The organism is Rothia sp. HC945, from assembly GCF_051370785.1.
Taxonomy (GTDB): domain Bacteria; phylum Actinomycetota; class Actinomycetes; order Actinomycetales; family Micrococcaceae; genus Rothia.
On sequence record NZ_JBFCSN010000004.1, the window covers coordinates 22,366 to 46,979 of the forward strand.

At 66.0% G+C, this 24,614-nt stretch carries 18 protein-coding genes; 12 read left to right on the forward strand and 6 right to left on the reverse strand.

Annotation, left to right across the window (positions count from 1 at the left end):
• Positions 1 to 239: 239 nt before the first annotated feature.
• Together AB0Y14_RS11285 and AB0Y14_RS11290 are read right to left on the reverse strand one after the other, a co-directional pair.
• A complete protein-coding gene (locus AB0Y14_RS11285) occupies positions 240 to 1,763 on the reverse strand; it encodes a GMC family oxidoreductase (RefSeq protein WP_436589359.1) in 1,524 nt (507 codons plus the stop codon).
• 7 nt (positions 1,764 to 1,770) lie between these two features.
• Positions 1,771 to 3,189, reverse strand: coding sequence for an aldehyde dehydrogenase family protein (locus AB0Y14_RS11290; protein ID WP_436589360.1), 1,419 nt, complete (start codon positions 3,187 to 3,189; stop codon positions 1,771 to 1,773).
• A gap of 200 nt (positions 3,190 to 3,389) precedes the next feature.
• On the opposite strand from AB0Y14_RS11290, the gene AB0Y14_RS11295 reads away from it, so the two are divergent.
• The gene (locus tag AB0Y14_RS11295) at positions 3,390 to 4,355 is read left to right on the forward strand and encodes a helix-turn-helix domain-containing protein (protein WP_436589361.1); all 966 of its coding nucleotides are present in this window, start codon (positions 3,390 to 3,392) and stop codon (positions 4,353 to 4,355) included.
• Positions 4,356 to 4,389: 34 nt separating this feature from the next.
• Here the strand turns inward: AB0Y14_RS11295 and AB0Y14_RS11300 are convergent, their stop codons facing one another.
• Positions 4,390 to 5,610, reverse strand: a complete 1,221-nt coding sequence (locus AB0Y14_RS11300; protein ID WP_436589362.1) for a M20 metallopeptidase family protein — start codon at positions 5,608 to 5,610, stop codon at positions 4,390 to 4,392.
• 89 nt (positions 5,611 to 5,699) lie between these two features.
• A complete protein-coding gene (locus AB0Y14_RS11305; protein ID WP_436589363.1) occupies positions 5,700 to 7,586 on the reverse strand; it encodes an FAD-binding monooxygenase in 1,887 nt (628 codons plus the stop codon).
• A 148-nt stretch (positions 7,587 to 7,734) separates the two neighbouring features.
• Between AB0Y14_RS11305 and AB0Y14_RS11310 the strand changes: the two genes are divergently transcribed.
• The 3 genes from AB0Y14_RS11310 to AB0Y14_RS11320 all read left to right on the forward strand — a co-directional run bounded on the left by AB0Y14_RS11310 (position 7,735) and on the right by AB0Y14_RS11320 (position 12,096).
• Complete coding sequence (locus AB0Y14_RS11310) at positions 7,735 to 8,433, forward strand: IclR family transcriptional regulator (protein WP_436589364.1); 699 nt, start codon at positions 7,735 to 7,737, stop codon at positions 8,431 to 8,433.
• Positions 8,434 to 8,743: 310 nt separating this feature from the next.
• Complete coding sequence (locus AB0Y14_RS11315; RefSeq protein ID WP_436589365.1) at positions 8,744 to 10,528, forward strand: thiamine pyrophosphate-binding protein; 1,785 nt, start codon at positions 8,744 to 8,746, stop codon at positions 10,526 to 10,528.
• A gap of 602 nt (positions 10,529 to 11,130) precedes the next feature.
• On the forward strand, positions 11,131 to 12,096 hold the full coding sequence (locus AB0Y14_RS11320; protein WP_436589366.1) for an alpha/beta hydrolase family protein: 966 nt from the start codon (positions 11,131 to 11,133) through the stop codon (positions 12,094 to 12,096).
• Between the two features lie 366 nt (positions 12,097 to 12,462).
• Here AB0Y14_RS11320 and AB0Y14_RS11325 read toward each other — a convergent pair whose 3' ends face one another.
• On the reverse strand, positions 12,463 to 13,857 hold the full coding sequence (locus AB0Y14_RS11325) for an MFS transporter (RefSeq protein ID WP_436589367.1): 1,395 nt from the start codon (positions 13,855 to 13,857) through the stop codon (positions 12,463 to 12,465).
• Between the two features lie 531 nt (positions 13,858 to 14,388).
• Between AB0Y14_RS11325 and AB0Y14_RS11330 the strand changes: the two genes are divergently transcribed.
• From AB0Y14_RS11330 to AB0Y14_RS11365, 8 genes are all read left to right on the forward strand, one after another.
• Positions 14,389 to 15,984, forward strand: a complete 1,596-nt coding sequence (locus AB0Y14_RS11330) for a fumarylacetoacetate hydrolase family protein (RefSeq protein ID WP_436589368.1) — start codon at positions 14,389 to 14,391, stop codon at positions 15,982 to 15,984.
• Positions 15,981 to 16,691, forward strand: a complete 711-nt coding sequence (locus AB0Y14_RS11335) for a GntR family transcriptional regulator (protein ID WP_436589369.1) — start codon at positions 15,981 to 15,983, stop codon at positions 16,689 to 16,691. Before AB0Y14_RS11330 ends, AB0Y14_RS11335 begins: the two co-directional genes overlap by 4 nt.
• A 14-nt stretch (positions 16,692 to 16,705) precedes the next feature.
• On the forward strand, positions 16,706 to 18,217 hold the full coding sequence (hpaE, locus tag AB0Y14_RS11340) for a 5-carboxymethyl-2-hydroxymuconate semialdehyde dehydrogenase (protein WP_436589370.1): 1,512 nt from the start codon (positions 16,706 to 16,708) through the stop codon (positions 18,215 to 18,217).
• Positions 18,218 to 18,349: 132 nt separating this feature from the next.
• Positions 18,350 to 19,459, forward strand: coding sequence for a 3,4-dihydroxyphenylacetate 2,3-dioxygenase (gene hpaD, locus AB0Y14_RS11345; RefSeq protein WP_436589371.1), 1,110 nt, complete (start codon positions 18,350 to 18,352; stop codon positions 19,457 to 19,459).
• A 10-nt stretch (positions 19,460 to 19,469) separates the two neighbouring features.
• Positions 19,470 to 20,255 carry a 2-oxo-hept-4-ene-1,7-dioate hydratase gene (hpaH, locus tag AB0Y14_RS11350; RefSeq protein WP_436589372.1) on the forward strand — a complete coding sequence of 262 codons (786 nt, stop codon included), beginning with the start codon at positions 19,470 to 19,472 and terminating at the stop codon, positions 20,253 to 20,255.
• Entirely contained in the window at positions 20,240 to 21,019 is a 780-nt protein-coding gene (locus AB0Y14_RS11355) for an HpcH/HpaI aldolase family protein (protein WP_436589373.1), read from the forward strand. The genes hpaH and AB0Y14_RS11355 overlap by 16 nt, the downstream gene beginning before the upstream one ends.
• A 348-nt stretch (positions 21,020 to 21,367) precedes the next feature.
• Positions 21,368 to 22,957 carry a S8 family peptidase gene (locus AB0Y14_RS11360; protein ID WP_436589374.1) on the forward strand — a complete coding sequence of 530 codons (1,590 nt, stop codon included), beginning with the start codon at positions 21,368 to 21,370 and terminating at the stop codon, positions 22,955 to 22,957.
• Between the two features lie 164 nt (positions 22,958 to 23,121).
• A complete protein-coding gene (locus tag AB0Y14_RS11365; protein ID WP_436589375.1) occupies positions 23,122 to 23,562 on the forward strand; it encodes an AEC family transporter in 441 nt (146 codons plus the stop codon).
• Between the two features lie 38 nt (positions 23,563 to 23,600).
• On the opposite strand, the gene AB0Y14_RS11370 is transcribed toward AB0Y14_RS11365, so the two are convergent.
• Positions 23,601 to 24,443, reverse strand: a complete 843-nt coding sequence (locus AB0Y14_RS11370; RefSeq protein ID WP_436589376.1) for an SDR family oxidoreductase — start codon at positions 24,441 to 24,443, stop codon at positions 23,601 to 23,603.
• Positions 24,444 to 24,614 lie beyond the last annotated feature (171 nt).

Sequence of the window (24,614 nt, forward strand, 5' to 3'; positions counted from 1 at the left end):
GGGGCCACGATGAGCGACGACGGCGTCGGTAAACCCCTCGAGGTGGCAACCGTGTGCAGGAGCGGACCCCGAGGTGGCAGTCCCGTGCGCTTTTCGCACCGGAATGTGCACAAACCTGCCACCTCGGCGGTGCACCTGCACAAATCTGCCACCTCGGCGCCGTCGCGTCGCTCCGCACCGCCGCGCCCGCTCCGCACCGCGGCGCCCGCGCACCGCCGCGCCCGCACCGCCAGCCGGTGCTACCCGAGCCGCTCGGCCGCGCGTTCGGCGATCATGATCGTCGGTGCGTTGGTGTTGCCCGTGGGAATCGTCGGCATGATCGACGCGTCGACGACGTGCAGGCCCTGGGTTCCCTTGACGGCGAATCGGTCCGGGTCCACGACGGCCTGCGCATCGGTCCCCATCGCGCACGTCCCGACCTGGTGGTGATACGTGACCACCGAGTCTCGGACGTACTCCTCGAGGTCGTCGTCGCTGACGTCGGGGCCGGGCCAGATCTCCTGGGCACCCCATGCGTCGGCCAGGGCGGGTTGGCGGCCGATGTCCCGGCAGTGGCGAACCGAGGCCACGAGGGCGTCGACGTCGGCCTGCTGGCTCAGAGCACCAAGATCGACCTCTACCGGATCATCCGGGCCCGCCCCGGTCAGGACCAGTGAGCCTCGGCTGACGGGGCGAACGAGCCCGCCGAGCAGGCTGAACGCCTTGTCCGGCCCGCTCATCTCACCGTTCTTGTACCCCTGCGAATACATCGGGACGGAGAAGAAGATCGGCTGCGTGTCGGGCACCGGAGCGTCCGGACGGGACTTCGCGAACAAGTGGACCTCGGCGGGGGCGACCTCGGGGTCCGGCAACGGGTGAGACTCCTCGGTCGTGAAGATCACGGGGGAGAGCAAGTGGTCGTGCAGGTTCTTTCCGACACCGGGAACATCGGCGACGACGTCGACCCCGACCTCCTCGAGCTCGGTGCGAGGACCGACCCCGGACCTGAGCAGGACCTCAGGGCTGCCCAGGGCACCCGTGCACAGGATCACCGTCTCGCCACGAGCCTCCTCGCGGGTCCCATACCGGTCGTACTCGACGCCGACGGCGCGATTCCCCTCGAAAAGAATGCGACGGACCTGGGCTTGCGTCACGAGCCTCAGAGCCTCGTGATCCGCCACCGGCTCCAGGTAGGCCTGCCACGTGTTGAAGCGTTCCCCGTCCCGTACGTTCAGCTGCATGCGGGACACGCCCTCGGGGTCGCCGAGGTTGTAGTCGGGGTTCAACGGGAAGCCCGCCTCCTGGGCGGCGTCCACCATGGACTCCTGAATGGGGTTGCGCTCGAAATCGGTGCGCACATCCAATGGGCCGTCCGTGCCGTGCAGATCCGAGGCCGGGCCGTCGAAGTTCTCGATCCGCGTGAAGTACGGCAGAACCTCGTCCCAGGTCCATCCTGGGCACCCGAGGTAGGCCCAGGCGTCGTAGTCCTGGCGTGCGCCCCTGACCCAGATGCACGCGTTGAGAGCGTGGGATCCGCCCATGACCTTGCCTCGCGGCAGGTGCAACCGCCGCGAGGAGCAGCCTTCCTGCGGCACCGTGAAGTAGTCCCAGTCCTGGGGGCTGTGCCAGATCTTGCCCAGATCGTACAGGTGCCTGATGTCAGGGTTTGTCTCTTCGCCGCCCGCCTCGAGGAGGGTCACGGTGTGACCCGCGTCGAGGAGACGCCGCGCCAGAACGTTGCCCGCAGATCCGGCCCCCACAATGACGTATTCCGTGGTTGTCATGATTCTCCTAACCGCTGATGACCTGGGGCAGTCCAAGGGCCTTGAGCCCCTCCACCCCGAACTCGAGTCCGTAGCCTGATTTCTTGACCCCACCGAAGGGAATCCGGGGGTCTACGCCGCCGTGTCCGTTGATCCAGATCGTTCCGGACTCGATCCGGGCGGCGACCTCGCGGGCCTTGTCCGGGTCGGAGGACCATACGGATGCGCCCAGGCCGACGTCGAGCGAGTTTGCTGCCTCGACCGCCTCGTCCACGGTGGAGTACCGGATGATCGGCAGGGCCGGGCCGAACTGTTCCTCGGTGACCAGAGGATTGTCAGGGTCGATGTCCGCGACCAGAGTGGTCGGGTAGAAGAACCCCGGATGGTCGGTGTCCGGATTTCCGCCCACGAGAACCTTCGCCCCGCCGTCCTTCGCGGCCTCGACGAGCCGGTCGACGACGTCGTACTGCGCCTTGTTCTGCAGCGGGCCCAGCACGTTCTCCTCCTCGAGCCCGACGCCCATCGGCATCTTCCCGGCAACGTCCACGAGTGCGGCGCACACGTCGTCGTACAGCGAGTCCGGGACGTAGAGCCGCTTGAGCGCGGCGCAGGTCTGCCCCGTGTTGATGAATGCACCCCAGAAGAGGCCTTCGGCAATCGCGGCCGGATCCGCGTCCTCGAGCACGATCCCGGGGTCGTTGCCGCCGAGCTCCAACGTGAGGCGCTTGATCGTTTCCGTGGAGGACTCGATGATCTTCCGGCCCGTTGCAGTGGAGCCGGTGAACATGACCTTGTCGATGTCCGGGTGTGAGCTCAGGGCCGAGCCGATGTCTCGCTCGCCCGAAACCACGCGGAGCACATCCTCAGGAAACACCGAATTGAGCACGGCGCACAGGGCCAGGACGCTGAGGGGCGTGTACTCCGAAGGCTTGGTGACCACGGTGTTGCCCATGCGCAGGGCCGGAGCAAGTTGCCAGACGCTGATCATCATGGGCCAGTTCCAGGGGCTGATGGTGCCGACGACGCCGATGGGCCGATAGCGCAGCACCGCGTGGGTCTCGCCGTCGTCGACGAGCACGTTGTCCTCGAGCTCGAACCCGGCGGTCGCGCGCAACCATGAGGCGCAGGCTCCCACCTCGAAACGGGCATTGGGCCCGTTCAACGGTTTGCCCTGTTCGCGGGAGAGGAGTTCGGCCAAGGGCTCGGCGCACGCTTCCACGGCGTCGGCGGCGCGCAGAAGCAGGTCGCTGCGCTCCTGGTGGCTGCGGCGACCCCATTCGGGCTGAGCCGCCGAGGCGGCCGCAATGGCGGCGTCGAGATCATCTGTCGTGTCCCGTGGTGCGTGACCGATGGTCTCGCCCGTCGCGGGATCCCGGATTTCGCGGCCGTCCGGGCCGGCGTCGACGGCGGCAAGAAGGTCGGCGTACGTGGAAGGAAGCTTGTTCATGAGGGTTCCTTGCTTCGTAGGGTGCAGTTCCCCCATAGTCCCCGGCGACCGGCGCCGACCAATTGCCGTACAGCGCAACGTTGTTGGCCACGAGCGTGCTCCACGTCACGTCGGTGATATTTTGAAGCAAGGAATCGGTGGACGGATTCCACCGCGACGGCCGGCAATGACGCCGTGCCGTGACCCCGGAAGGTGTTGAGATGACCCAATACCCTGTGCAAGAGACCCGAGCCTCCCGGTCGGGGCTGACCCCGCGGCAGTGGCAGGATTTCGCGGCACGGTATTTTGCGCCCCTGCGGATGACTTTCCCGGAGGGGCGGGACTTCCGTGCCGAAGTGCACCAGGTGGCGGTCGGGGACGTACACCTGCACGACATGGTCACGGACCCTCACACCGTGACGCGCAGCCCCGATCTCATCACCGAAGGCGAGGTTGCCTACTGCAAGCTGAGCCTGCAGCTCGCGGGCACGTCAGGGCTCGAGCAGGACGGGCGCAAGTGCAGGCTGTACCCGGGCGATCTGGCCCTGTACGTGACCCAGCGGCCGTACGAACTGTCCTATACCGAGCCGCAGCACGGCCTGGTGGTGCACTTTCCGGCCTCCTACGTGCAGATGCCGCCCGACCAGTTGCGGATGGTCACGGCCAGGCCGATCACCCGAGGCCACGGCCTGGGGAAGGTGGCCGTTCCCCTGTTCGAACAACTCGCCCAGAACATGGACCTCCTGCACGGTGCCCACGCGATGAACCTGATCCGCTCGTCCCTGGACATGCTGGTCACGGTCCTTTCCGCGGAGGCCAGGGACAGCGGGCAGGACCTGTCGGAGGGGTATTTGCTGCACGAGGCGATCTCGTACATCGAGCACCACCTGGACGACCCGGACTTGGGCCCGGCAAGGATCGCGGACTACCTGTACGTCTCGGTCCGCCAGCTGCACAGCCGATTTGCCGCGCACCGGCTGACGGTTGCTTCCTACATCAGGAACAGGCGTCTACAGGCCATCCGGCAGGACCTCGCGAACCCGCTCCTGGGCAACGAGACCGTGCACACGATCAGCGCCCGGTACGGTCTCTACGATCCGTCGCACGTCAGCAAGGCGTTCAAGGCAGAATACGGCGAATCGCCGTCCGCCTACCGCGCCCGCGTCCTCCAGGCCGACGCCGCCTGAGCCGCCCGGAGGACGCGACGGAGTGTCGCGCGCGTCAGGCCGCGAGTAGGCGCTCGAAGGCGAGCGTGGCCAGGGCCGCGGACTGGGTGGGCAGGACGGCGTCGTCGAAACGCACCTCGGCCGAGTGGTTCATCGGCGCCGTCATCGGGTCGGTGCCCGGATACGACGCGCCAAGGAACATGAACGTTCCCGGGACCTCTTCGAGCACGAAGGAGAAGTCCTCGGAGCCCATGCGAGGTTCCGGAACCTCCCGGACCCCTTCCTCGCCCAGGACGCCGCGCAGGGTGTCCGCGGCCCACTCGGTTTCGGACTTGTCGCAAACTGTCGGCGGATAGAGCGTCGAGAACTCGACCTCCGCGGTGCACCCGTGCGCCGCGGCAATATTTTCGGCGAGACGCCGCACCACGACGTCGAACTTCTCGCCGGACTCCCGGGTCATGGCCCGAACCGTCGCTCCGAGGCGGGCGTCGTCGCCAATGACGTTGACGGCGGCGGTTCCCGCCTCGAGCTGCGTGATGGTCGCGACCACCGGGTCGAAGACGTTGAACTGCCGGGTCACCGCGTTCTGCAGGGCCGAGGCGATCTCGGTCAGCGGGGGAACCGGATCAAGTGAGGAGTGCGGGGCGGAGCCGTGACCGCCCTTGCCGTGCACGGTGATGCTGAGATTGTAGGCGCCGGCCATCACGGTTCCCGAACGGTAGGCGAAGCCTCCGCGCTCGCCCGGGGCCACGTGGAACCCGTAGGCCGCCACCGGGCGCTTCCCGGTCACATCGAGCAGGCCCTCGTCCAGCATCGGCTTGGCCCCGCCGGGTCCTTCCTCGCCCGGCTGGAACATGAACACGACCTTGCCCGGCAGATCCTCCTGGTGGGCACTGAGCAACTTCGCGGCGCCGACCAGTCCGGAGGTGTGCAGGTCGTGCCCGCATGCGTGCATCGCACCATTCGTCGAGGCGAACTCCTCGCCGGAGTTCTCTTCGACCGGAAGGCCGTCCATGTCGCCTCGCAACAGAACGGTCGGACCCGGCTTTCCGCCTTCGAGCACCGCGATCACGGAGGACACGTCGGTGCCGCGGTGGACCTCGAGAGGCAACCCGGAGAGGGCCTCGATCACGGTCGCCTGGGTCTGGGGCAGATCGTTGCCCAGCTCGGGATTCCGGTGGAGGGTCCGTCGGAGATGGCTGAGCTCATTCGCGAGGACCGTCGCTTCCGAGAGGAAGTTGGGGGACTGCTGGTTCGGAACTCGGCTCTCAGCCATGATCATCTCCGTCACATACCGACATCGGATTGTCCATCCATGATGTCCGCCCGCTCAGGGAGTGTCCACCGACTCGCCGGAATGAGATCTCAGCGTTCGACGAGGATCGGCTCGAAGAACCCGGCCATACCTTCCCTGTCGGTCAGCGGCAGGACCGCGGAGACATACTGATCCGGCCGCACGACGACGATCGCGCCATCCCGGCTGATCCCTCGCTCCTCGAAGATGTCCTCATCGGGCAGGGTCGCGTACACCTTGTCCCTGTTGACCAGCCCGAATTCGCCAACTTTGGGCAAGAAAGCCTGTGGGACGCGGGACAGGTCGACGTCCGTGTGGGGCTGTTGGTAGACGACCTTGGTGTCGAAGACGGCGTCGTCGTCGGCGTGCTGGGGCGTGTAGCGGACCTGGGGCGAAGCGTGGTCGCGGGCAAACCATTCCGCGAAATCCGTGAGACGGGATGGTTCGCCCGCCGCCGGCCGGTCCGCGAAGACGTAGATACGCCACCGTCCGTCCGCGACCGCCTGGTGCCCCAGGTGAAGGGGATTCGCATCGCACACACGGTTGGCCTTGGCCGATTTGAAGCGCTTCCCGATCGGGAACCCGCTGGCCAGGCCCTGGTTCTCGGCCCCGCCCGTGATCATCGAGGGGGTGTATTCGGTCATGAACCCTGCCGGGAACTCGGCGGTCTTGACGTAGAAGTCCTCCAGGGTGGATTCGTCGGGGAGGTCCTCCGGCTTGGCGGCCATCAGGGTGGACCATTCCTTGTCGAAGTCGATCAGGTTCTTGGCGATGACCTGGCGTTCCTCCGAATAGGTGCTCAGCAGCTCTTCCGGGCTGGTTCCCGTGAGGACGTGGCCCAGCTTCCATCCGAGATTGAAGCCGTCCTGCATCGAGACGTTCATTCCCTGACCGGCCTTGGCAGAGTGGGTGTGGCAGGCGTCCCCGGTGATGAAGACGCGCGGCGTGCGTTCTCCGGTTTCCGCCTCGGAGACGTCGTCGAACTTGTCGGTCAGTCGGTGGCCGACCTCGTAGACGGAGTGCCAGGCCACGGATTTCACGTCGACCGTGTAGGGGTGCAGGATCGAGTTGGCCTTGTCGATGATTTCCTCCAGCGACGTGTCGCGGACGGCGTGATTGTTGTCCACAGGCACCTCGCCCAGGTCCACGTACATGCGGAACAGGTGCCCGCCTTCGCGGGGGATGTGCAGGATCGAACCGTTCACGGACTGGATCGCGCACTTGGTCCGGATGTCCGGGAAGTCCGTATTCGCCAGGACGTCCATCACGCCCCAGGCGTGGTTGGCGGCGTCGCCCGTCAGCTTGCGGCCGATCGATGACCGGACGGGGCTGCGGGCGCCGTCGCACCCGACCACGTACTTCGCCCGAACCGTGCGCTCTTCACCGTCCCGTTCCCCGGCGGTGTAGCGCAGGCGCGCCTGGATGGGGTACTCGCCCTCACCCGTGTTCTGCAGATCGAGGAATTCGATCCCGTAGTCCGGGGTGATGCGACCGGGGGAGTGCGCGGCGAATTCGGCGAAGTAGTCCAAGACCCTGGCCTGGTTGACGATGAGGTGCGGGAATTCGCTGATGCCCTGGGGGTCGTCGAGCGGGCGTGCCGTGCGAACGATGTTCTCTGGGTTCTCCGGGTCCGGCTTCCAGAAGCACATTTCGGTGATGTGGTAGGCCTCGTCCACGATCTGGTTCGCGAAACCGAAGGCTTGGAAGGTTTCGACGCTGCGGGCCTGGATCCCATCGGCCTGACCGATTTCCAGGCGGCCCGGGCGGCGCTCGATGATCCGAGCGCAGACGTCGGGGAACTGGGACAGCTGGGCGGCGAGGATCATGCCGGCCGGCCCCGTGCCGACGATCAGTACGTCCATGTCATCGGGCAGTTCCTCGGAGCGGTCGACGCCGTAACCGGCCGGCTCCTCAATCCGCGGGTCACCCGAAACGTATCCATGATGATGGAACTGCATATGAGACGAACTCCCTCCCCAACCACGGTGTTGGAGCGTTGATTGATTCTCTGTGTTCTATATGCGAATATTGCGTTCACATAACGAAACTCGCTAAATCATATACGACCCGCGTTCTATGTGGCAAGGGTCTCACCAAAGGTCGGTCATGCCCACTCCCGCCAGAGTTCCCTCCCAGACGCTGAGTCGCGGCCTCAGCATCCTCGAGATCCTGGCCGACGCCAGCGTCCCCCTCGGTATCGACGACGTCGCCGCGCACCTCGGCGTGCACCGGTCCGTCGCCTACCGCCTGATCCGGACCCTCGAGGAACACGGGCTCGTGGTCAGGAAGAACGATGGGCAGTTGGCCCTGGGGAACCGGCTTGCGGCGCTCGCCGGCGGCGTCGAGCGTGACCTCCAGGCGGTCGCCGTCCCCGAGCTGACCCTCGCCGCCCGGGACCTGGGGATGACCTGTTTTCTGGGGGTGCATGACCGGGGCGAGTGCCTGACCTTCGCCAGCGTGGAGCCTCCGCAGACGGTCGCCGTGGTCGCTCAGCGTCCCGGTACCCGCCACCCGGTGGCCCTGGGTGCGCCGGGGAAGGCGATCCTCTCCATGCTTCCCGAGGACCAATGGCCCGAAGGGGTCACCGACGCCGATCGTCAAAAAGTCGAGGGGATTCGGACCAACGGGTGGGTCGAAACCACCAACGAGGTCATCACCGGACTCCACTCGGTCGGTGTGCCCCTGAATCTCCGGGGCGGCCAGGCGGCGGCGCTCGCTGCGGTCTTCGTGGGCGACGGTGATCGCCCTGCCATCGCGGCGAGGCTGCGTCGAGCCGCCGACGTCATTTCGAGAAGCGGCGCCTGAGACTTGGCGTGCGGTGTTCGGTGCGCGGTATCCGGTGGTGAGGTGGCGGAGACGTGCGTTCTTTGGGTGGATTGGGTCCCGAAATTGCCACCTCGCCGTCGTGGGTGCACGAGATTGCCACCTCGCGCGGGGAAGGGCCGAGGGCACACCGACGTGGGAACGGTTGCGGAATCCTGGCCGAAGACTTATGTTAGGCGTGTCCGACATCACAGAGCATGTCCGGTGTTCGAAAAAGGGGCACTCAGTTGCGGCGATCCCGGAACGAGACATATATGGCCTAAAAGTTCATATGTGGTTCCGGAGGAACACCATGCAGTCCGTATCCGAAACGGTTGCGCGCGCCCTGACGCGCCATGTCGAAAAATTCTTTTGCCTGATGGGCAACGGCAACGCCTACTTCATTGACGCCCTCGAGCGTCTCGGCGTCCCGCCGATTCCCGTGCGCCACGAGTCGGGCACCGTCGCCTCGGCCGACGCCTACTATCGAATGACCCGGAAAGTCGCCGTGGCTACGGCGACCTACGGTGCAGGATTCACCAACACGCTGACGTCGCTGGCGGAATCGTCGTTGGCAAAAATGCCGTTGGTTCTTGTCGTCGGCTCCGCACCGACCGCGGGTCCCCGACCGCTCGACATCGACCAGACCATGACTGCCGCGTCCATGGGCGTACCCACATACACCGTGGGGGTGCAGGATGCCGGCACCGTGACCATCGAGGCCCTGGCCGACGCGATCGAGAATTCGAGACCCGTGGTGCTCGCGATTCCTTACGACCTGGCGCCCGAACTCATCGGTGAGCGCGGGGAAATCATTCCCGACCTGCCCGAACCAACCCGTCTGCCGTCACCCGACCACGTCGAGGCTGCGCGGATCGCCCACCACCTCGCTGACGCCGAGCGGCCGCTCATCCTGGCCGGCAGGGGCGCGATAGGGGCACGTTCCGAGTTGCGGGCGCTCGCGGAAACTCTGGGTGCCGACGTCGCCACGACCGTTCCCACCCAGGGCTATTTCTCCGTCCCCGCGCGGAGGCCGACGAACTTCCGTGATCTCGGCGTGTGCGGCGGATTCTCCGCACCCGTCGCATTGCGTGAGATCGGACGTGCCGACGTCGTCTTCGTGGTCGGAGCAGGCCTGAACCAGTTCACGATGGCATTCGGAACTGCCTTCTCGGACGAGGCTCGAGTCATCCAGGTCGGAGATACTGCGGAGCCAACCAATTCGCGGGTTGACCAGTACTGCCGCGCCGACGCCACCGACGCCGTGCGGCTGATCCATGACAAAATCCTGCAACTCGGAGTCAGCGGACGCACACCCGTGATCTCCCCGACCTCGGAGGAAGCCCAGCGGCGCACCGAGGGCGATGAGCAGGCTCCCGACGGGCGTCTCGACCCCCGGCGGGTCATGAGCCGCCTCAACGACCTGCTGCCCCAGGACCGTGTTGTGTTCACGGACGGCGGGCACTTCATGCAGTGGCCGCTGACCTATCTGAAGGTCAATGAGCCGGACAGTCACGTGACTGTGGGTACGCAATTCCAGTCGATCGGCCTGGGCTTCCCCAGCGCCGCAGGTGTGCTGGCGGCGTCGGGCAAGAGGTTGCCCGTGTTGGTCTCTGGCGACGGTGGCGGACTCATGGGAATTGCCGACGCCGAGACCTTCGTCCGCACGACTCGCCGCGGCGTCGTCGTGTTCTTGAACGATGCCGGTTACGGCGCCGAGGTTCACCAGTATGCCGCCCGCGGGCTGGCCCCCGAGCCCATGCTGATCCCCGACGTCGACTTCGCAGGAATCTTCCGTGCCCTGGGTGCCAAAGGCGATACCGTGCGGACCTTGGCGGATCTTGAAGACTTCGAGCGGTGGATCGCTGACGACGAGGACGGGATCTATGTTCTGGACTGCCGCATTACGAACAGCGTCCGTGCCGATTGGATCATCGAGACGCTGGAGGAGGCGCGCCGGGCTGCTCCGCACGTCGAGGAGATGCTCGGGATGGACGCCTCATCCCGGAACCCTTCGGGTGCGGCCCGGGGCGGTGGCGCAACGGACAGTGATCAGGAGAGCGCGAACGAAATCGACGGGCGTCACCTGCATGCGTGATCCATGGAAGCCTCACCAGCCGGCGTGGAACCCACCGACGTGGAGCTGAGGAGCTTTCGGCCCAGGCCGGACCATTCTTGAGAACACCGGCATCGGGCGGCACGTGCTGAGGGGACACACGTTTCGAGAATGACAGGCGGTCGGACACACACGTGTCCGGCCGCCTGAACCGTTCGCGGCAATATTGTCTTCCGGTGCTGACCGTCTGGTGTTCGAGGTCGGACTCGCCACAGCTGCCCGGGCCTCGTCCACGGCTCGACCGGCGAGGCGACGACGAAGCCCCAGATGAGCCACACTGCGAGAAATGCGGCACGGACGAAGCGCGTGATCCACCGGAATGCGTATGACTTTTTCATGGTTGCTCCGTCGAGTGACGTCGGTCAATACCTGGGTTGTGCCCCGAAGATACTCCACGGTGATGCACATATGGATTCATGATCCGGTGGTAAGACAGCTGTCTGCGGAAACGTGATCGACGTCGTTGAGCTCCGCCGTATCCGTGACATAAGATTTTGATGATCCATGGATCTTCCGTGGGATCTTCTGTGGTTGTTGGATGAATGGGTGTGGGGAGTTCGACGAACCACCGTTGAAAGGATCCTGTGAAGACCGGACTGACCAAGCCGACACGCCTTCCTCGGCTCGGTAAGATCGCGGCAGGCTCGATGGCCTTGGTTCTGCTCGTCACGTGCTCGGGCTGTTTTCCGAAAGAGGATCCTGGGCCTCTGAAGATCCAGGACTCGACCGTCGCCGCCGCTGAGCAACCGGTCTCCGAGAGGGCGGAACCCACCTCGCAGCGCATCCCCTATCCCGTGGGTGGCCAGGGGGATCCCAATCAGAACTGGGGAGACCTTTACCTTCCCGGTGGAGTTCACAAGCAGGGCACCGTTCCCATGGTGGTCCTGGTCCATGGCGGCGCCTGGCACCACTCCATCGGCGCGAGCACCTTCGATGATTACGCGCGCGCCATCTCGGCACACGGTTACGCCGTCTACAACATCGAGTACCGTCGCGTCGGATCGGGCGGCGGTTGGCCGACCACTTTCACGGACGTCGCCGCGGCCTTCGACCACGTGTCACAGCTTATGGACGAGTATCCCGAGCTTTCCGGTCGCGCCGTCGCGGTGGGTCACAGCGCGGGGGCCCAGCTGGCCACATGGGCGAGTACGCGTGGTGACTCCCAGCTCGTTCCGGGGCTGAGTGCCCCAAAGTTCAGGCCATCGCGCATCGTCGCCCTCTCCGGTCCCATGGACATGACCTTCGAGGCGACCACGGATGATCACGATCTGTTCCACGTCATGGGCGGGAAGCCGTCGCAGGTTCCGACCAACTACTCCGCCGTCGACCCGATTCAGAATCTCGATCCCCAGATTCCCGTCACCGCCGTGCACGGCACCGCGGACCAGACGGTCGCGTGGCAGAACTCCCAGCGGTACGTCCAGAGACTCCAGGCCCGGGGCGGTCAAGCCGACCTGAGGCTCCTCTACGGAGAAACCCACGGCTCGTTCCTGTCCTACGGGTCGCCCCACTTCAACGAGGTCATCGACCTCATTACGAACGGCACGTAGACCCCGGACGGCGTCCCCGCGGGGTCTGGGCTCGACGAGAATCTGCCCCGCTCCCAGCGAGGGTACGGGAGGCGAACGGGGCGGTGGGCGTGCCGGTTCAACGAACCGGATCGAATGCCTTGCTTGGCCGCGTCATGACAGCCGGTCAGGACGGCATGAAGCGCGTGATCCCAGGAGTCGCTGGCACCCGCCATGACGTGTCAGCCCAGAGACCGTGGCGTCCTGACTGCCGCGGTGCGTTCAGGAGCGGAGTTCATGGTGGCCTTCAACGGAAAAGAATTCCCTGCAGAATCCATCGCCCCGGACGACCTCGGCACGTACTCCTGACGACTTCCTTCTTGACCGGCCGGCGTTGTTCAGGCCTGGTTACTGGGCGTCCGACTTCACGAAAACGAGCGGGCTGCGCGACTGCTCCTCTTCGCTGCCGTGGCCCAGGGGAATCCCGGTGCGGTCTCGCAGCAGGAGTGTCGCGACCATTCCCAGGATCACCATGATGCCCAAGTAGATGCCGATGGACTGGGTGCTCCCCGTGGCATTCAGGAGGGCCTGGGCGATGGTCGGTGCGAATGCGCCGCCGACGATCGCCCCAATGGCGTAGGAAATCGAGACTCCCGAGAAGCGGACCGACGCGGGGAACAGCTCGGTGTAGGTCGCCGACTGCTGGCCGTAGGTGAAGCCGAGGCCGACGGTCAGCACCACCAGTCCCAAGAACAGCATCCCAATACTTCCGCTCTTGACCAGGGGGAAGAGGGCGACGACGCCGATGAACAAGAGAATCCACCCCAGGATGTAGCTGTTGCGGCGACCCATCCGATCCGAAGCCCAACCGGCGATCAGTGTGAAGATCAACCAAGTCACGGCGGACCCGGTCACGGCCAGAAGCACGGGGCCGCGTTCGAAGGCGAGGGGTCCCTCGGGGTCGGTCGCGTAGCTCTGGATGAACCCACCGGTGGTCATGTAGCCAGCGGCGTTGTTGCCGGCGAAGATGAGCGCGGCAAAGATCACGAGCACGCCGTGCTTGCGGAAGAGGACCCCGATCGGGGCCTTGCGTTCGTCCTTGAGCTCGGCGATCTCGTTGAACACAGGCGATTCCTCGACGCCGTGGCGGATCCAGTATCCGACGGCGATAAGTACCACGCTCAGCAGGAAGGGCACGCGCCAGCCCCACTGCATGAAGGCATCACCGGGGGCGATCGTCGTCATCAGAGTCAGCATGCCGGAGGCCATGAGCAAGCCAAGCGGAACACCGATCTGGGGTGCCGACCCATAGATACCGCGACGGTCCACGGGGGCGTGCTCGACCGCCATCAGTGCGGCGCCTCCCCATTCACCACCCGCCGACACGCCTTGGAGCAGGCGCAAGAGAATCAGGAGGATCGGCGCGGCCGCACCGATGCTCGCGTACGTGGGAAGGACGCCGATGAGAGTGGTCGAGGCGCCCATCCCGACCAGGGTCACCATGAGCACGCGTTTCCGGCCCCACTTGTCGCCGAGGTGCCCTGCGACGAAAGCACCGAGCGGCCGGAAGAGGAAGCTGAGGCCCACGCTCATGAAGGACACGATGACCGATGCCTGAGGTCCCAGCGGGCCGAAAAACAGCTTGCCGAAGACCAATCCGGCGGCCGAGGCGTACAGGAAGAAGTCGTACCACTCGATGCTCGTGCCGATCACCGTTCCGGCGATCACGCGTCGCTGTTCCTTGGCCTGCTGGACGGTGCGCAACGCTGCCGTCCTGGTTGTTGGATCGTGGTGGGCCGTCATCTCGACTCCTTTGTCGTGCGGTGCGGGTGTGTGGTTTCCGGGTTGCGGTTCCCGGCTTGCGATGCGGTTGTTCCGTGGTTGCGTCCCGCAGAACCTCGTTGTCGCGGGCCGGACAGGGCGCGTTGGCGTCCGATGATTGTGATCCAGCATACTCTTGATGTGATATTGGATGATATACGATGTGCGATTCAGGTCAAGGCCGGCCGCGTGTGTGACGCCGCCACCCTGCGTGAGCTGGAGGTGGGGCATGGATGCAGACTGTGTGTTGCTCGCGAGGTGGCAGTTTCGTGCGGTCACGCGCGGTGAGGTGGCGAGGTGAGCCAAGTGGGTCAAGTTGCCCAAACCGACCAGGCGGGCCCAATGAGCCGCCCGGCCCGAACGGGCCGAGCGAGCCAAGTCGGCCCAACGAACCGGCCGGTCCGCGCCCCAACCCAACCAAGCGGTCTCGTTACTTTGTGACCTGGACTACTTGTTGGCAAATCCGAAATAATATACGATCTGTGGCGAAGCATTCATCGACGAGGAGGCTGCATGACCACTCCGTACAAGGAGCCAGAGCGCGCCGCGCAGAATTCCGGTGGTGAGGTCGCCGATGTTCCGGTGCGTCCGGGAAAGATCATCGCCGTCCACGTGGCCTATGAATCGCGGGCGGCCCAGCGCGGCCGGCGGCCCGCGAAACCCTCCTACTTCATCAAACCCGCCAGCTCGCTCGCCGGCTCCGGAGCAACCATCGAGCGTCCGGAAGGGACCGAACTCCTGGCCTTCGAGGGTGAGATCGCGCTGGTTATCGGCCGGGCCGCAAAAAACGTGTCGCTGGAGAACGCCTGGAGCCACGTCGCTTCGGTCACCGCGTCCAACGACTTCGGCATCTATGACTACCGGGCCGCGGACAAGGGATCCAACCTCAGGAACAAGGGCAGAGACGGGTACACCCCCGTCGGCCCTCGGCTCATCGACGCGCGCGGCGTCGAACCCACCGAACTTCGGGTGCGCACCTGGGTCAACGGTTCCCTCGCCCAGGAGGACGGCACCTCGGAGAAGCAACTGATTTTCCCGCTGGCCCAGTTCGTCGCCGATTTGTCCCAGCACGTGACCCTCGAACCGGGCGACGTCATCCTGACCGGAACACCCGCGGGCTCGAGTGTGGTGGCACCGGGCGACATCGTCGAGGTCGAAGTGGACGCACCGAACGCACCGGGCACGCCGACGTCGGGACGCCTGCGGACCCGAGTCGTCGAGGGTCCGGGTCGTTTCGAGGAGTCCCTCGGCGCGCTTCCTGCCGTGGACGACAAGCAGCGCGAGGAGGCCTGGGGGTCCCGCGAGGCCGCAGGGCTCCCCGCAATGGACCCGACCGCCGACGCCGACCCGACCGCCGGCGCCGCCCCCAGCTCAACGCCCGCGCTGCCCGAGGACCTGCGCCGACGGCTCCTCGACCTGCCCACGGCCGGGCTCTCGGCGCAGTTGCGTCAGCGCGGCCTGAATCAGGTCAGTATCGAGGGCGTCGCACCGTCGCAGCCGGGCACCAAACTGGTCGGCGTCGCGAAGACCCTGCGTTTCGTTCCTGCTCGCGAAGACCTGTTCAAGAAGCACGGCGGAGGTTACAACGCCCAGAAACAGGCCTTCGACGCGGTCGGGGACGGTGAAGTGATCGTGATCGAGGCCCGTGGTGAGCCCGGTTCCGGGACCCTGGGCGACATACTGGCGCTCCGGGCCAAGTCGCAGGGCGCGGCCGGCGTGGTCACGGACGGCGGGGTTCGCGACTCCGCCGCCGTGAGAGACATCGGGTTGCCGGTGTTCTCGACCGCCTCGCACCCCGCGGTCCTGGGGCGGAAGCACGTCCCCTGGGAGGCCGACGTCGCCGTCGCCTGCGGAAATGCGACCGTACTCCCGGGCGACGTGATCGTGGGCGACGACGACGGCGTCATCGTGATCCCGCGTGACCTGGTCGAGGACGTGGTCGACGGCGCAGAGGCCAAAGAAGTCCAGGACGCCTGGGTCGCCGAGAGAGTTGCAGAGGGCCATCCGGTGGACGGGCTGTTTCCCCCGGTCGGCCGGTGGAAGGACCAATACGAGTCGTGGCTGGCCTCCAGGGAGCAGTCCTCCACGGAGAGCGGAGAGAACCAATGACCCAGGACCAGACGCTGCCCTCGACGTCGGAGGACCTGAGCAAGGCGCAACGCGCCTACCAGTGGCTCAAACAGAAGATTGCCGAGCAGGAATTCACCCCGGGATACCGGCTCGTGCTGAGCACCATCGCTCAGCGTCTGAACATGTCGGTCGTTCCCGTGCGGGAGGCTATCCGGCGGCTCGAAGCCGAAGGGCTCGTGACGTTTCGACGGAACGTCGGGGCGCAGGTCGCGATGGTCGACGAGTCCAGGTACCGCTATTCGATGGAAACCCTCGGGATCCTGGAGGGCGCCGCGACGGCGCTCGCCGCCCCGAACCTCACGAACGAGGACCTGAACCGGGCCCGCGAGCTCAACGACCGCCTCGCGGCCTCGCTCGAAGATTTCGACCCCCACGCCTTCACGCAGACTAACCACGATTTCCATCTGGTTCTGTTTTCCCGGTGCCCGAATGAGCGCCTCATGGACCTGGTCGGAGCCGAGTGGGAACGTCTGGGGCACCTGCGCGATTCGACCTTCTCGTTCGTGCCGGGGCGCGCCCGCGAATCCGTCGAGGAGCATGCGCGCATGCTCGAACTCATCGAGAGCGGTGCGAGCACCGTGGAGATCGAGCGCGCCGCCCGCGGACACCGACAGAACACCTTGGCGAGCTACTTGAAGAGTAAGCAGTCCGACGCCGCCGACACAGACTTCAGCACGAATTCCTGATCGAAGGGAGCAACATGACCACTGCACACCAGGTCAACGCCCGTCCGGAGAACCTGCCCGAGACCATCCGTCACTACATCGGCGGCTCGTTCGTCGACTCCCTGGACGGTGAGACGTTCGATGTCATCGACCCCGTGACCAACGACCCGTACATCACGGCCGCGGCGGGCAAGCACGCCGATATCGACGCCGCGGTCGCCGCCGCGAAGAAGGCCTTCGATGAGGGCCCCTGGCCCAGCATGCTTCCTCGGGAGCGCGCTCGCGTGCTCAACAAGATCGCTGACATCGTCGAGGACCGCGGCGACCAGCTGGCCGCGATGGAGTGCTTCGACACGGGGCTGCCGATCAGCCAGGCCCTGAGCCAGGGGCGCCGCGCCGCCGAGAACTTCCGTTTCTTCGCAGACCTGATCGTCGCCCAGCACGACGACGCCTTCAAGGTCCCGGGTCGCCAAGCCAACTACGTCAACCGCAAGCCCATCGGCGTCGCGGGCCTGATCACCCCCTGGAACACGCCCTTCATGCTCGAGTCCTGGAAGCTTGCTCCGGCGATCGCCACCGGTAACACCGTGGTGCTGAAGCCCGCGGAGTTCACCCCGCTCTCTGCCTCGCTGTGGGCCGGCATCTTCGAGGAAGCCGGCCTCCCCGAGGGCGTGTTCAACCTGGTCAACGGCTTCGGCGAGGACGCCGGCGACGCCCTGGTCAAGCACCCGGACGTCCCCCTGATCTCCTTCACCGGCGAGTCCACCACGGGCCAGTTGATCTTCGCCAACGCGGCCCCCTACCTCAAGGGCCTCTCGATGGAACTCGGCGGAAAGTCCCCGGCCGTGGTCTTCGACGACGCCGACCTGGAGGCCGCGATCAACGCGACCGTGTTCGGTGTCTTCTCCCTCAACGGGGAGCGTTGCACCGCGGGCTCCCGCATCCTGGTGCAGCGGGGCATCTACGACGAATTCGTCGAGCGCTACGCGGCCCAGGCCAAGCGAGTCAAGGTCGGGGTGCCGTCCGATTCGAAGACCGAGGTCGGTGCCCTTGTGCACCCGGAGCACTTCGAGAAGGTCATGAGCTACGTTGAGCTCGGCAAGACGGAGGGCCGTCTCGTGGCCGGGGGCGGGCGCCCCGACGGATTCGAGGAGGGCAACTTCGTGGCCCCCACGGTCTTCGCCGATGTTCCCGCCGACGCCCGCATCTTCCAGGAGGAGATCTTCGGACCCGTCGTCGCGATCACCCCGTTCGACACGGAGGAGGAGGCGCTCGAGCTGGCCAACAACACCAAGTACGGGCTCGCCGCCTACATCTGGACCAATGACCTCAAACGGGCGCACAACTTCTCGCAGTCCGTGGACGCCGGCATGGTCTGGCTCAACTCGAACAACGTGCGTGACCTCCGCACCCCCTTCGGCGGCGTCAAGGCCTCCGGGCTCGGCCACGAGGGAGGGTACCGCTCGATCGACTTCTACACCGATCAGCAGGCGGTTCACATTAACCTGGGCGAGGTCCACAACCCGGTCTTCGGCAAGGCCGAGTGACGGCGTAGCCCCGTGCGGACGCGCGGCGTCGTTCGGCTGCCGACCGGACGACGTCGCCCGCCCGACAGGGCGCCCGACCGGCGCAATGCCGGTCTCCCTATCCAACCCATCGACAGAGCAAGGACGCTTGAGATGACCGCAACAGATTCCAACCCCATCCCGACACCATCGGTTCCGGCGCCGGATATTCTCCGTTGTGCCTACATGGAACTGGTCGTGACCGACCTGAAGAAGTCCCGCGACTTCTACGTGGACCTGCTGGGCCTCGTCGTGACCGAGGAGGACGACGAGGCGATCTACCTCCGGTCCATGGAGGAGTTCATCCACCACAACCTGATCATCCGCAAGGGCCCCGTGGCTGCGGTGCGTGCGTTCTCCTACCGTGTGCGCACCCCGGAAGACGTCGATACGGCCGAGGCCTACTTCAAGGAGATGGGCTGCAGGACCGAGCGTCGTCGTGACGGATTCGTCAAAGGCATCGGCGACGCGGTGCGGGTCGAGGACCCCCTCGGATTCCCGTACGAATTCTTCTACGAGGTCGAGCACGTCGAGCGTCTCGCATGGCGCTACGACCTGTACGGCGCGGGCGCGCTGGTCCGGCTGGACCACTTCAACCAGGTCACCCCGGATGTGCCGCGCGCGTGCCGGTACATGGAGGGCCTGGGCTTCCGGATCACCGAGGACATCTCGGATGCGGAGGGCACCGAGTACGCGGCGTGGATGCGTCGCAAGTCCACCGTCCACGACACGGCGATGACCGGCGGCAACGGACCCCGCATGCACCACGTCGCGTTCGCGACGCACGAGAAGCACAACATCCTCTACATCTGCGACAAAATGGGCGCCCTCCGCCTGTCCGACCGGATCGAACGGGGCCCGGGGCGCCACGGCGTCTCGAACGCGTTCTACCTCTACATCCTGGACCCGGACGACCACCGCATCGAGATCTACACCCAGGACTACTACACCGGCGACCCGGACAACCCGACGGTCCACTGGGATGTCCACGACAACCAGCGTCGTGACTGGTGGGGAAATCCCGTGGTGCCGTCTTGGTACACGGAGGCGTCTCTCGTCCTGGACCTCGACGGCAACCCGCAACCGGTCCGCGAACGGGACGACAAGTCCGAGATGGACGTGACGATTGGCGCGGACGGGTTCTCTTACACGCGTGCCGACGATGAGGCCGGAACCTACCGCGGCCAGGCATCCAAGGGCTTCAAACTGGGCCACCAGGTCTGAGGAGGGAAATATGCTCGAGAAGGAACAGCTCACCTCGATCGCGGACGACCTCGCCGCCGCGGAGGAGTCCCGCGGGATGATTCCGCGGCTGACCTCGCGGTTCCCCGATATGACGGTCGAGGACGCCTACGCCGTGCAGAACGAGTGGCGACGCCGGGGCGAGGCCGCCGGCCGGCGGCTCGCCGGACGGAAAATCGGTTTGACCTCGAAAGTCATGCAGCAGGCCACGGGGATCACCGAACCGGACTACGGTGCGATCTTCGCGGACCAGGTTTATGAGAACGGCTCGGTGATCGAGCACGGCCAGTACTCGAACGTCCGCATCGAGGTCGAGCTGGCCTTCGTGCTGAAGGAAGACCTCGCGGGCGACGACGTCACCATCTACGACGTCCTCCGAGCGACCGAGTACGTGACTCCGGCCCTCGAGGTGCTGAGCTCCCGCGTCGAGATGGAAGGGCGCACGATCGTCGACACCATCAGCGACAACGCGGCCCTGGGGGCGATGGTTCTGGGCGGGCGCCCGGTGGCACCCGACGCCGTGGACCTGCGATGGGTTGCCGCGATGCTGTACCGCAACGAGACGATCGAAGAAACCGGCGTGGCCGCGGCGGTGCTGAACCACCCGGCCGCCGGCGTCGTCTGGCTCGCGCGCAAACTCGCCTCACACGGGGACTCACTCAAGGCGGGGGAGACGATCCTCGCGGGTTCCTTCACGCGCCCGATGTGGGTGCACCAGGGCGATACCGTCCACGCCGACTACGGAAACCTGGGGGCCATCACATGCCGTTTCGTGTAGAACTTCCCGACACCTTCGCTCGGACCCTGGCCGGCGCGGACCGGCCCCTGGTGGGGATGTGGGTGTGCTCGGGTTCGCCCGTCGCCGCCGAGATCGCCGGGTGCTCAGGGCTCGATTGGGTCCTGCTGGACGGCGAGCACTCCCCGATAGGCCTTGAGACCACCGCATCCCTGCTCCGCGCGCTCGCCGCCTACCCGACGACGCCAATGGTTCGCGTCCCGTCCCTGGACACCGTGCTCATCAAGCAGTTCCTCGACCTGGGCGCCCAGAACCTCCTGGTGCCCATGATCGACACCGCCGAGGAAGCGCGGCAGGCCGTGGCCGCCGTGCGGTATCCCGCGCGGGGAGTCCGCGGCGTCGGCTCCGCCCTGGCCCGGGCCTCCCGGTGGGGAGCGGTTGAGGGGTACCTCGGGCGGGCCGAGGACACGGTGTCCCTGACGGTACAGATCGAATCCTCGGCCGCGGTGGAGAACGCCGCGGAGATCGCGGCGGTGGACGGCGTCGACGCCGTCTTCGTGGGCCCGTCCGACCTGGCCGCCTCGATGGGTGTGCTGGGGCAACAGACACATCCGGACGTGACGGCGTCCGTGCTCTCGGTCTTCGACGCCGTGCGTGCGGCCGGCAAGAAGGTCGGCGTCAACGCGTTCGACCACGACCAGGCGCGAAAGTACCTCGACGCCGGTGCCTCGTTCGTACTGGTCGGGGCGGATGTGCAGCTGCTGACCCAGGCGTCGCGGGGTCTGGCGGAGAAGTTCATGGGGTGATTCCCGGGCCTCCACGAAGCGCGACCCGAATATCTCGGTCACCAGGGAAAACGAACACGCACAATCATTGCCACCCACACACCTCCTAAAACATAGTTTTTCTATGTGAATAGTGGCACTTCTCGATTCAAAAAATCTGTTGTAAATTTCTCCATCGTGCGCGCGAAGATCTCACGGATCAGCGCCATCATGGGGATGGAGTCGCTCCGACGGCGTCGTCCATCCTCATTTTCGAATTACCGCACTATGGGGAGAAATATGATCGGTTGTGATCAAGGGAAACAATGTTCCCTGGGAAGTCGAATCAAAAAGGTTGCGCGAAATGCTTGCGCTGTCACCATGGCGACCGTGGTGTTTTCGGCATGGGGGCTTGCCGAAGGGGCATCGGCGGTGGAGCGGGTGCCCGCGTCCCCCGAAGACCGGACGGCCGTTCAGGTGGAGCACGAGCGCATCGACCCGAATGCGGACGGCCTGGATCGATTCATCGTCACCTTCACAGGTAATAGCCGTTCCACCGAGGACCGGGAGCAGGCCGTGGACGTGGCCGAGAAGGCCGTGGGTACCTCGGCCGATGTCGTGAGGGAGACTGCGGACGGAAGCGTCGTCGTCGCGACCGACCAGAAGCTCGACCCGCGGGAATCCGCCGAGTTCATGGAGAAGCTGGCGCAGTCGGACACGGTGGACTACGTCGAGCCGGACGCACTGGTCACCATCGCGGACGAGAAGGCTGATGAAGCCCCGAAGGACGACGAGGACAAACCCGCTGACCCGAACGACACCATGTATTCGTCGCTGTGGGGTCTGCACGGTCAGTGGGGTGCACACGTGCCCGGTGCCTGGAAAACCACCCAGGGCAAGGACACGACCGTCGCGGTCCTGGACACCGGGATCACCAAGCACCCTGACCTGGAAGCGAACCTGAATCCCGGTTATGATTTCATCTCCCGTGAGGAAGCTGCGCGCGATGGCAATGGTCGGGACGCCGACCCCCAGGACGAGGGTGACTGGTTCGGTCCCCGCGAGTGCGGCGACAACGACCGCAAGGCCAAGTCCAGCTGGCACGGCACCCACGTTGCCGGAACCATCGCTGCGGTGGGCAATAACGGACAGGGGGTCGTCGGCGTCGCACCCGAGGCCAGGATCCAGCCGGTCCGGGTCCTGGGCAAGTGCGGTGGCAGCACCTCCGACATCGCCGACGCGATCGTGTGGGCGTCGGGCGGCGATGTTCCCGGAGTTCCGAAGAATCAGACTCCCGCTCAGGTCATCAACATGTCCTTGGGCGGACGCCACCAGTGCGGACGCGCAGCCCAGAACGCGATCGACGGTGCCGTGGCGCGCGGGTCCACGGTCGTGGTGTCGGCCGGCAACAGCACGGCCGACGCCGCCGAATTCTTCCCCGCCGGGTGCAAGAACGTGGTGACGGTTGCCGCCTCGGACTCTCACGGCAAGATTGCTCCGTACTCCAACTTCGGAGCCGTGGTCGACGTCGCCGCGCCCGGCGGGGACACCCGGGAGCGTGGAGGCGGGATTCTGTCGACCTTGAACACGGGGGCCACGACGCCGGAGGATCCGACCTACGTCGCCTACCAAGGGACCTCGATGGCCGCGCCGCACGTGTCCGGGGCCGCCGCGCTCTTGAAATCGGTGGATCCGGGCCTGACGCCGGCCCGCGTCGAGGGAGTCCTCACAGAGAAGGCCGTTCCGCTGGACCAGCCCTGTGAAGGCGTGTGCGGGGCGGGCCTGATCAACGCTGCCGCGTCCGTTGCGGCGGTCGCCCCGGTGGAAGCCGCCCCGGATCCCGCACCCGAACCGGCGCCCACACCCACGCCGGACCCGGCCGAATCCAAGCCGTCCAAGGTGAAGTCGGCTTGGCGGCAGTGGTGGACGAACAACTGGAAGGCCTTCCTCGCCAACCGGCATTGGTACCGACGGGCTTGACCCACGGGACCTCGTGCCTCATGGGGGCGCCTGGGCCGGGCGACCTGCTGCGTTGGGTGGCGGTTGCCCGATTCGGTGCCTTTTCCCGGCGTAAGGAGGCGGTTCAAGCCCCACCTAACGGAGGAAAACCCCGCTCATTCGGGCAACCCCCACCCAACCGCGCGGTGGGCGGGGCACGACGTCGACGGCACGGCGTCGCGGTCAACGCCCTGGGCTTCGATCTGCCGGATCCAGTCCTGACCCCGTTCGAGCTCGTGGGCCAGGCGACCGTGCCCCTGATGCTCCTCGCCTTCGGCATGTCCCTCAGGCGAAACGGCAGGCCGTTCCGGAACGGCGACACTGCCGGAATCGTCCTGGCCGTTGCGCTGAAGACCGTTGCGGCGCCGCTCGTCGCCGTCGCGATCGGCTCCACGGTTTTCGGTTTCGGCGGGAAGGACCTGCTCGCGCCGGTGCTCTGTTCGGCTCTTCCCACCGCCCAGAACGTGTACGTCTACTCGTTGCGCTACCCCGGGTCGACGGCACTCGCTCGCGACGCGGTGCTGCTCAGCCTTATCGTCGCGGTCCCCGTTCTCGTCGTGTTCTCGGCGGTGTTCAGCAACGGGTGATGACTCCGGTTCCGCCCCTCGCGGTCAGGCCCGATGCGTCAGGACCGGGTGGGGCGCTCGGGCAGAGTCATCGGACCGGAGACCTCCGAGTAGCGCGGCGGAGCGGCGACCGTGAGGCCGCCGTCGACGACGATCGTCTGCCCCGTGATGTAACCAGCCTGCGGAGAGACGAGGAACTCGATCGCGTTGGCCATGTCCTCCACGGTGCCGGGGCGCTGGAGAGGAATCTGGTCGACCACCTGTTGCATATCCGGCATCCCCTCCTGGTCGTAGAAGAAGGCCAGACTGTCCGAATCGATGAGCCCGCCGTTGACCCCGTTCACCGTGATTCCGTAAGGCGCGAACTCCACGGCCATGTAGCGGATGAATGATTCCACGGCCGCCTTGTAGGACCCCAGGGCGGCGTAGGTCGCGAATCCTTGGCGACTCCCGTAGCTCGTGACCGCGACGATCCGGCCGCCGTCGTCCATGAGCTTGACCGCCTCCTGGGCGCCGAGCACGAAGGGGCGGACGTTCATCGCGTACGAGCGGTCGAGGTGGTGCGGCTTCAGGTCCATGATCTTTTTGAAGGCCGCCGCGGCCGCGTTGTTGACGAAGACGTCCAGGCGGCCGTACTGCTCAGCGACGGCGTCGAACAGCCTGGTCACGCCCTCGGGGGTTTCGACGTCGGCCTGGACCGCAACCGCATGCCCGCCCAGGCGCTCGGCTTCTGCCACAACCTCTTCGGCCAGTTCGTGATTCGTCCGGTAGTTCACGACGACGGAGGCACCCTGGGCAGCCAGGTCGAGCGCGAGTCTTCTGCCGATACCTCGGGAGGACCCGGTGATCACCGCGACCTTTCCCCGATACGTGGACTGATTACTGACCGGGGACTCGCTCACGGGGTGCCTCCTCGTCTCGTGCCGCAGAGGACGAGTGCGAACCGGTCCCTGCCGTGCGGCGTGGTTGTCATGGAATGCACGAGCAGTCTACTGATCCCCCGGACGGTCGAGCGAAGCGGGGTGGGGGGCGGCGTCGCGGGTGGCCTCGCGCCCGGGCGCGATGCACTCCCA